The organism is Acanthopleuribacter pedis (assembly GCF_017377855.1).
Classification (GTDB): domain Bacteria; phylum Acidobacteriota; class Holophagae; order Acanthopleuribacterales; family Acanthopleuribacteraceae; genus Acanthopleuribacter; species Acanthopleuribacter pedis.
Genome location: NZ_JAFREP010000039.1, coordinates 83,614 through 91,152, shown reverse-complemented (window position 1 = coordinate 91,152; position 7,539 = coordinate 83,614). Strand labels below are relative to the sequence as shown.

General features: G+C 57.6%; 8 protein-coding genes. All 8 read right to left on the bottom strand.

Annotation, left to right across the window (positions count from 1 at the left end):
* Window positions 1–647: 647 nt before the first annotated feature.
* Window positions 648–1,046 (bottom strand): type III secretion apparatus assembly protein SctX, encoded by a 399-nt coding sequence (gene sctX, locus J3U88_RS29320; protein WP_207862580.1) that lies wholly within the window; start codon window positions 1,044–1,046, stop codon window positions 648–650.
* Between the two features lie 30 nt (window positions 1,047–1,076).
* On the bottom strand, window positions 1,077–1,535 hold the full coding sequence (locus tag J3U88_RS29315; protein ID WP_207862579.1) for an ATP-binding protein: 459 nt from the start codon (window positions 1,533–1,535) through the stop codon (window positions 1,077–1,079).
* A 100-nt stretch (window positions 1,536–1,635) separates the two neighbouring features.
* Window positions 1,636–1,968, bottom strand: a complete 333-nt coding sequence (locus J3U88_RS29310) for an STAS domain-containing protein (protein WP_207862578.1) — start codon at window positions 1,966–1,968, stop codon at window positions 1,636–1,638.
* A 100-nt stretch (window positions 1,969–2,068) separates the two neighbouring features.
* Entirely contained in the window at window positions 2,069–2,431 is a 363-nt protein-coding gene (locus J3U88_RS29305; RefSeq protein ID WP_207862577.1) for a type III secretion system chaperone family protein, read from the bottom strand.
* A 63-nt stretch (window positions 2,432–2,494) separates the two neighbouring features.
* The gene (gene sctW, locus J3U88_RS29300) at window positions 2,495–3,637 is read right to left on the bottom strand and encodes a type III secretion system gatekeeper subunit SctW (protein ID WP_207862576.1); all 1,143 of its coding nucleotides are present in this window, start codon (window positions 3,635–3,637) and stop codon (window positions 2,495–2,497) included.
* A 177-nt stretch (window positions 3,638–3,814) separates the two neighbouring features.
* Window positions 3,815–5,659 (bottom strand): hypothetical protein, encoded by a 1,845-nt coding sequence (locus tag J3U88_RS29295; protein WP_207862575.1) that lies wholly within the window; start codon window positions 5,657–5,659, stop codon window positions 3,815–3,817.
* A gap of 46 nt (window positions 5,660–5,705) precedes the next feature.
* Window positions 5,706–6,761 (bottom strand): type III secretion system export apparatus subunit SctU, encoded by a 1,056-nt coding sequence (gene sctU / locus J3U88_RS29290; RefSeq protein WP_207862574.1) that lies wholly within the window; start codon window positions 6,759–6,761, stop codon window positions 5,706–5,708.
* Window positions 6,754–7,539 carry a type III secretion system export apparatus subunit SctT gene (gene sctT, locus J3U88_RS29285; protein ID WP_207862573.1) on the bottom strand — a complete coding sequence of 262 codons (786 nt, stop codon included), beginning with the start codon at window positions 7,537–7,539 and terminating at the stop codon, window positions 6,754–6,756. The genes sctU and sctT overlap by 8 nt, the downstream gene beginning before the upstream one ends.

The window sequence follows — 7,539 nt, the reverse complement described above, 5'->3', positions numbered from 1 at the left end:
CGTGGTTCGAAGAAGGTGGGCCCAAAGAGGGGGTCGCGTGGAAAGGCCCAGCCGGGGTGGATGTCGTGGTTCGAAGAAGGTGGGCCCAAAGAGGGCGTTGCGTGGAAAGGCCCAGCCGGGGTGGACGTCGTGGTTCGAAGAAGGTGGGCCCAAAGAGGGCGTTGCGTGGAAAGGCCCAGCCGGGGTGGATGTCGTGGTTCGAAGAAGGTGGGCCCAAAGAGGGGGTCGCGTGGAAAGGCCCAGCCGGGGTGGATGTCGTGGTTCGAAGAAGGTGGGCCCAAAGAGGGCGTTGCGTGGAAAGGCCCAGCCGGGGTGGATGTCGTGGTTCGAAGAAGGTGGGCCCAAAGAGGGGGTCGCGTGGAAAGGCCCAGCCGGGGTGGATGTCGAGGTTCGAAGAAGGTGGGCCCAAAGAGGGGGTCGCGTGGAAAGGCCCAGCCGGGGTTCCCGTCGTGGTAAAACCGAATCCAATGGATCAACAAAACCACCGAAGCGACGGCATCATCCGCGTCGGGGATTGGCAGCCCAACCTCCGGTTGGGCGGGCAGGGGAGCCACGGAAAAGCCGCATCCTCAAATCATCGCGCCGGCCAAAGAAATAACCAATACCAACCCACGCAAAAAAGGGCGCACCCCATCAAAAAACCCTAACTAGGCTTTGTGCAGCGTGTTGCGGTAGGTGGTGAGCAGGTCCATCAGGTCCTCTTCGCCGTCGAGGAGTTCGGCCGCTTCTTCCAATACTTTTTTGTTGGTCCAGGGTCCCGCTTTTTTGGCCGACTTTCGCAAGGCTTTGCGCGATTCCGTGATCAGCGAACGGTATACGTTGGGGATCAGGATCGTTTTGTCGTCCACCGGTGTCTGCAGCGAGTTGAGCAAGTGGCTCTCTAAGTTGGGCGTGCGGACGACTTTGTCGAGGTGTTGGGTGGCCGGGTTTTGGCTCGGCAGGACCGTGCCGCGCTGTTGGGGCAGGCGCGCGTCGGCTTTGAGCTCACCTTGGAAGATCTGCTCAATGCCGCGGTCAAAGGAAAAAAACTTAATCGGATCGGCCATGGGGTACCTCGTGGGTTGGGATGGGGTTGGTTAGGTCGCGGGGGACGGCCCGCTCGGGTCGTCGGGGCTCGCCTCGGCCGCGACCTCGAAGGTCCATAGGTTGGCGTTGTCCTCGCGCAGGTACTGCACTTTGTCGACCAAGTTCCGCATGAAATAAATGCCGAGTCCGCCGACGGTTCGGTCTTCTACCGAGGCGGTCAGGTCCGGCTCGGGCACCGCGTTGGGATCAAACGGGCCACCGAAATCTTGGAACACCATGCGGATCACCCCACGCTCCAGGGTGATGGTGAGGACGATCAAAGGATCCGCGGGGGGCGCCTTCATGTCGCCGTAGGCGTGGTTGACGATGTTGGCCGCCAGTTCCTCCGCTACCAGTCCCATGTGCAGCACGCGTCGTTCCGCTAGGCCGTAACGACCCATGAGCTGCTCTACCGTTTCCATAATGTCGCGGACCGAATCGATACGGGCCGGCCATGTACGTTGAAACATGGGGGATACCTTCGTGAGTGGGATGAGGATCGGTGATGAAAAACCGCCGGCCTTCGCCAAAGGTTGGGGGGCGGCGGTGTTCATCGGGGTTGGGGTCACCCTAAACAAACGCCTGTTTGGCGTCGTCCAGGCTGTTGTAAATTTTGATGATGTTGTGGAAGCCGGCCATTTCGATGATTTCGTGAACCTGGGGTTTCAAACCGGACAGAACCAATTTGCCGCCGCCCTGAACCTTCTTGGTGGCCAGCAGAATCACCCGCAGGCCCGCGCTGGAGATGAAGGGCACATCGCTCAGTTCCATGATCAGGTTGGTTTCGCCTTCCGCGATGGTGCGCATCGTTTTGTCTTCCAGGTCGGAGCAGGTTACTGAATCCAATCGTCCGATGACGTAAATCACCGTGGCGTGGTCTTGTTTCTCAATGTTAACCGTCATGTTCTCTTCCTGTTGGCGTAATCGTTGGCTCGTTTCGACGAACTCCTATCATAGAGGATCGGGTCCTGTTGCGAAAAGGTTAATCACCGGTGGTTCTCACTCACACCGAATCGTGAAGCTGGGTGAGGATTTCCAAGATGCGATCCAGGTTGGGTGGTGAAAATTCGCTTTCGGGAATGACCGCGATGAAGACGAGGGTGTTTTCATCGCGCATGGCGGCGGTGATCGGGAAGGGCAGGTTCTCGCGGTAGTGAACCGCGTTGAGCGCGCGTGCCGGGTAACCGGTGTTAAAGGATTCCTTTTCGCGGCTGAGGTAGATGCGCACCGTTTCGTCGCCTTTCTCCAAATACAGGGTGCCCATCTTTTCGATGGCCAAACAGACAACCCCGTTGTGGTTGAAATCCAAGTCTTCCATTTGGATGCTTTCGCCGAATGTTCTTAAGGTGTCTTCTACCCAGCTCATGGTTGGTGCTCCTTATTGGGTGATGGGTCGTGGTTCGCTCGTGGGGAAGTGTGAAAATGCGGGCTAGTAATCGTCTTCTTCCTCCAACATTTCCTCCTCGCGGTCGATGGCGTCGTCGAGGGCTTCCTGGGTCACATCGATCAGCTTTTCCCGTTTCTCCATATCCTCTTCGAAGATTTTGAGGGGCAGATCTTTGATCAGGGTTCCCATTTCGCGTAGGAAATAAATCTGAGCTTCGATGGGGTCACATCCCAATTGCGCGACCAACTTGGCGACGTGGTCCATGCGCAACCATTTTTCGGATTTCAGCCCCATCAGGCGGCCCATAAAGGCCTTGGTGTTCATTTTCAAGGCAAGGCGGTAGGCTTTGCGAATCTTCTCAAGTAATTCGTCACAATTGCGGTGAATGTTACCCAACATTTCCAACGAGTACAAATCGTCGATGATGCGTTTCAGCTCCACGTGGGTGATGGAGGGGCCCTTGGACTGTAGTTCGCTGCCCACCGCTTTGATGAGGAAATCGATGGCTTTGCCGAATTCGGTTTCGCCGTATTGTTCCAAAATCTCGTTGTAGGTTTCGTGGAACCCCTCGTATTTGAGGACGGTGTCGCGGTAGAAGTCGCGGAGTTGTTGGGTGTCCTTGAGGCCTTTGGCCGAGAACTCCATGGCGTCGTCGGTGACGTTGAAGCCGGCGCGAATTTCCGGGCCGGACTCGTCCATCATGTGGTCCATGGCGTCCTGGAAGGCTTTGCCGACGCCTTCGTTTCCCGGCTCCTGGGTCATCATTTCCTTGGCGTAGGCCAAGGCCGCGAACTGTTGTGAGGGATCCTTGAAATGGCGCTGAACTTCTTGCCGCAGTTGTTGCGGGTTCATGTTTTTGGCCATGCGTTTCATGGATTCCATGAACTTGTTCATCTTCTCCGGCTTGTCCATGTCGCGGATTTTCTTCAGATAGAACTCCGCTTTTTCCAGAGCCGTGGTGCGAATGCCCTTGGCGGCGGCGCGCCGTTTACCCAGTTTCTTCTCTACTTTCTCCGAGGCTTGGAAGGTCATTTCCTCGGCCGCGTCTTGAACCATCGAGGCGGCGTCCTTCTGCTGGGCTACCTTTTGGCCTTTGAACTGGCCGTTGGCTTCTGCAAAAGCAGCGAAGGCGTCGGTCGATTGCAGGTGTTGTGCCTGTTGGTGAAAGTCGATGCGATCCATCATGGGAAAACCTCGTCGTCGTAAGTGAGGAAACACACTTGGTTGAGAACGATCCACATCCGCGGCCGGCGGGACGGGGAGACGCCCGATGTGATTATGGACGGAGAATGGGTAGATAATATGGAGGCCCGAGAAATTTCGGAAAAAAACGAGGGTCGTGTGAGCGATGCCCCGCCGCCGCTACCAAAGGTAGAGTTCTTCGCGGGTTTCCAGCGGGGCGAAACCAAAGGCGGCCTCGGCCGCGTTCAACGCCAAAAACGCGCGGCCGTCCCCGCCGTAGTTTAGGGTGATTTTCAGGGAAAGGTGGAAGCGCGAGGCGCGTGGTTCCGTGGCCAGGTTGTTGTGTTCGTCCGCGTCGGTCAGCGCGGCCAAATGACGGGTGAAGGCGATCTGGAGGGCAGCCCGACCCGCCGTTCCCGATAGTTCGAAATGAAGGTCGTCCGGGCGTGATTCCTCGGCGATCAACTGGGCCGGTCGCCCGTCGGGCCAAAGTGCGACCCCGTGTTTTGCCGCGTTGGCCGAGGCCAAGGCTTCCATCCACCAAACCGAAATCAGGTGGCTGAGATCGGTCAGGGCCTGGTCTGCCTTTTCGTCGCCAAATACTTGGCTACAAAAGCTTTTTAATCCGTTCAATGCGGTTCGGGTCCAGCTCGGGTCGGGTTCGGTTTCACAAAAAATGCGTTGCCCCGGGAAGCGTGCTCCATCCAAGGTTCCGGCCGGTAAGGTCAAAGGGTGGAGGCCGAGGTCTTCCACAAACCAAGGGTTGATGTCGCTTGGTTTTGGGTTGACGGCTTTTTGGAGAAACGCCGAAACGTGCGCGGTGAACCCATCGGAACAGGGTCCACAATGAGGTTGCGGCCAAGTCGCGCGTTGGGCGGCGCGTTCCTCGGCAAGCATGCTTGGGTCGGCGTCGGGGTCGCCTCGTTCGGCGAACCATTGGGTTAACGGGCGGTCGCGTAACTGCAGAAAGTCCCAAATCGGCAGGTCGCGGTCGCGGCAGGCGTGCCACAGCTTGCCTGCCAAACGCATTTCCGCCAAACCGGAATCGGGGTAGTTACCGCTCTCGAAACGCGGCACCGCGTCCGTGTCCAGGGACCAAGCCCGCGGCGCCTCGGCAAGCGGCAAGGTGAACAGCCAACCCAGGGTTTGACGCAGTTCGCGTGTTTCGGAAAACATCAGGCTCAAGGTTTGCCGTTGGAAGCGCACCAACAAATCGGTAAAACATTTGTTGTGGTCGAGGGTGATCAGGTCAGGGTTCGGGCCCTTGCCGGCGGCGTAAATTTCCCAGGTATCTTCTTGGCCGAGCACCCCGATGAAGGCGCCGATGGTCTGCAACCGGGCCCGGTGCGCCAACAAACGAAACGCCGGCTGCCAGAGGTCGGGACGCTGGTTGAGGCGTTTTAGGTCGCGGACGTAACTTTGAAAACTACCGCGCACCCCGTTGAATTCGGTCATCACCGTGTGGGGCACGCCCACCGCCGCGCCAATCGCGGAGGCGATGACTTCCTTGGCGGGACCGGTTCCCAGGGGGGCGCTCAGGTAAAAATAGCGATCCTCGTCGACCATGCGTTGCAGCATTTCCGCTTCGCTGTCGGGGAACCAGGCGGCCACGCGATCCCGCATTGGGTGCAGCTTGGGGTCGGCGCGAATGGCGGTTAGGTCGTCGGGGTCGGGTTGGTAATCCTCGGTTTCGGGTTTGAAAACCCCCAGGGGCGGCGCCTCGGTGTTGCCGGCGCGGTCGTAGACGTAATAGGTACCGGAAGCGCCGATCCATTCGCGCACCATGGGTACGCCGCGGGAAACGGCAACGCGGGCCTCGGCCAGCGCGGGAAAGGTCAGCAGACCCGAGGGCGTCACCAAGGCCTCGGGGTGTTGTGCCAAAAATGCCGCGTCCAGCGCGTCGGGATCCCCGCCGCCGGTTGCGGTACGAAAGGCGGCGACATCCGCGGCGCCCATCGGCGAATCTCGCGTTTGCAGGTGCCAAAGTTGTTCGATCCAGGTGGTTTGTGTCGACGAATCCGTCATCAATGCTCCATTGGGAAGGTGCCGGTAGCGAAGTGGCCGGCCGGGGTTAATAACCCGGCGAATTCTCCTCTTCTAACTCGCGGACCCAGCGCAAGACCTCGGCCACCGGTTCCAGCAGATCCCTGGGGATGTAGTGGTCGGGGATGGCCTGTTCATGCAGCGAGCGGGCCAGCGGCACATTGCGCATGATCGGGACGCCCGCTTCCTCGGCGACGCGCATCATGGCCTTGGCCACGTGGTCGGTGCCCTTGGCGACCACCGTCGGCAATTTGGTTTTTTCCTCGTCGTAGAACAGGGCGACGGCAATGTGGGTTGGGTTTGTCACCAGTACACTCGCTTTTTTGGTCTTTTGCACCGTGTCGTCGTTGACCAACTCCTGGTGCAGTTGTTTCCGTTTGCCCTTGATGAGGGGGTCGCCTTCCGATTCTTTGTACTCGCGTTTGACCTCGTCCTTGGTCATTTTGAGTTTTTTGGTGTGGGAGTGTTGCTGCCAAGCGAAATCAAAGGCCGCCACGATCACAAAAGCCGCCGCCGTGTAGATAAACACCTGGTAAAGGATCGCGCCCAGCATCATGCGCACGCCTTCCATCCCCAGCGTGGGGATCTTAAACAGCGGGTCGATGGCGTCGCGAATGACCAGGTACAGCAAGGTCGAGAGAAAGGCGATTTTGAGGATCGACTTAATCAGTTCGACCAGGTTGTTCATCGAAAAGATTTTTTTGACACCCTCGACGGGGTTCAACTTTTTGAGTTCAGGTTTGATGGATTCCATTGAAAACAGGAAACCTACCTGGAAGAAGTTGGCCAAGACGCCGACAAAAGCCGCGCCGAACACGTAGGGCATGGAAAGAAACACCAAGGTGTTGAGGACGCCGTGAACCGTGGCGTCGAGGCCTTCCTTGAAGGGACGGTCGTAGTAGAGCGTCGGGATGGTGATCATTTCGATCATTTTTTCAACGATGGTGTCGAACATGGCCCAGGTGAGCAAGAAGGTGTAGATGATGATGACCGCTGAAGGAATCTCTTTGCTTTTGGCGACTTGGCCTTTTTTCCTCGCATCCCTCAGCTTTTTCGGGGTCGGTTGTTCGGTCTTCTCACTCATGAAGCACCGTGTTCACAAAAGTCACCAAATCACGCAGCCCCTCACCGGAGGAGAGAATGAGGTAAAACACGTATAAGGTGTAGATGATCAGTAAGAAGCTGGCAATGCCGGACTTAATCGGCATGGCCAGGAAAAATACGTTGAGGGAAGGGGCGAAACGGTTGATCAGGCCGAGGCCCAGTTCGGAAACAAAAACCGCGATGATGATCGGCGAGGCGTACAAAACGGTGTACTCCATCAGCATGTCGACCAGTTCCAAGAAAAAGATCGCGAAATTGGGGTCCAGCGTTGGGAAAAAGGAGAACACCGGCCAGATGACAAAAGTTTCGAACAACCCGCCGAGCAGGAGCAACATGCCGCCGCTGGAGAGAAACAGCACCGCCAACATTTGCAGGATCATACTGCCGAGCGGCGAGGTGTTGTGGCCGGAAAGGGGGTCGACGACCTGGGCCATGGTGGTGCCCCGTTGGTTGTCGATAAAAAAGCCGACACTTTCGCCGACCCAAAACACGACGCTCACCACAAAACCGATGATCAGCCCAATCAACACTTCTTTGACCAGCACCGCCACCAGCAACATCATGTCGACCTGTTCGGGCATGGTCTGGCGCACGATGGGGAACACCAACAGCGTCAGGCTGACAACGAAGCTGTTGCGCACCATGCCTTGCAACACCGTTTGCCCCAAAAACGGGATGACCGCAAACATTGCCAGAAAACGCGGCGAACAGACGCCGATGGTGAGTATGACTTGTTTGAGTTCATCCAGTTCGGTCAT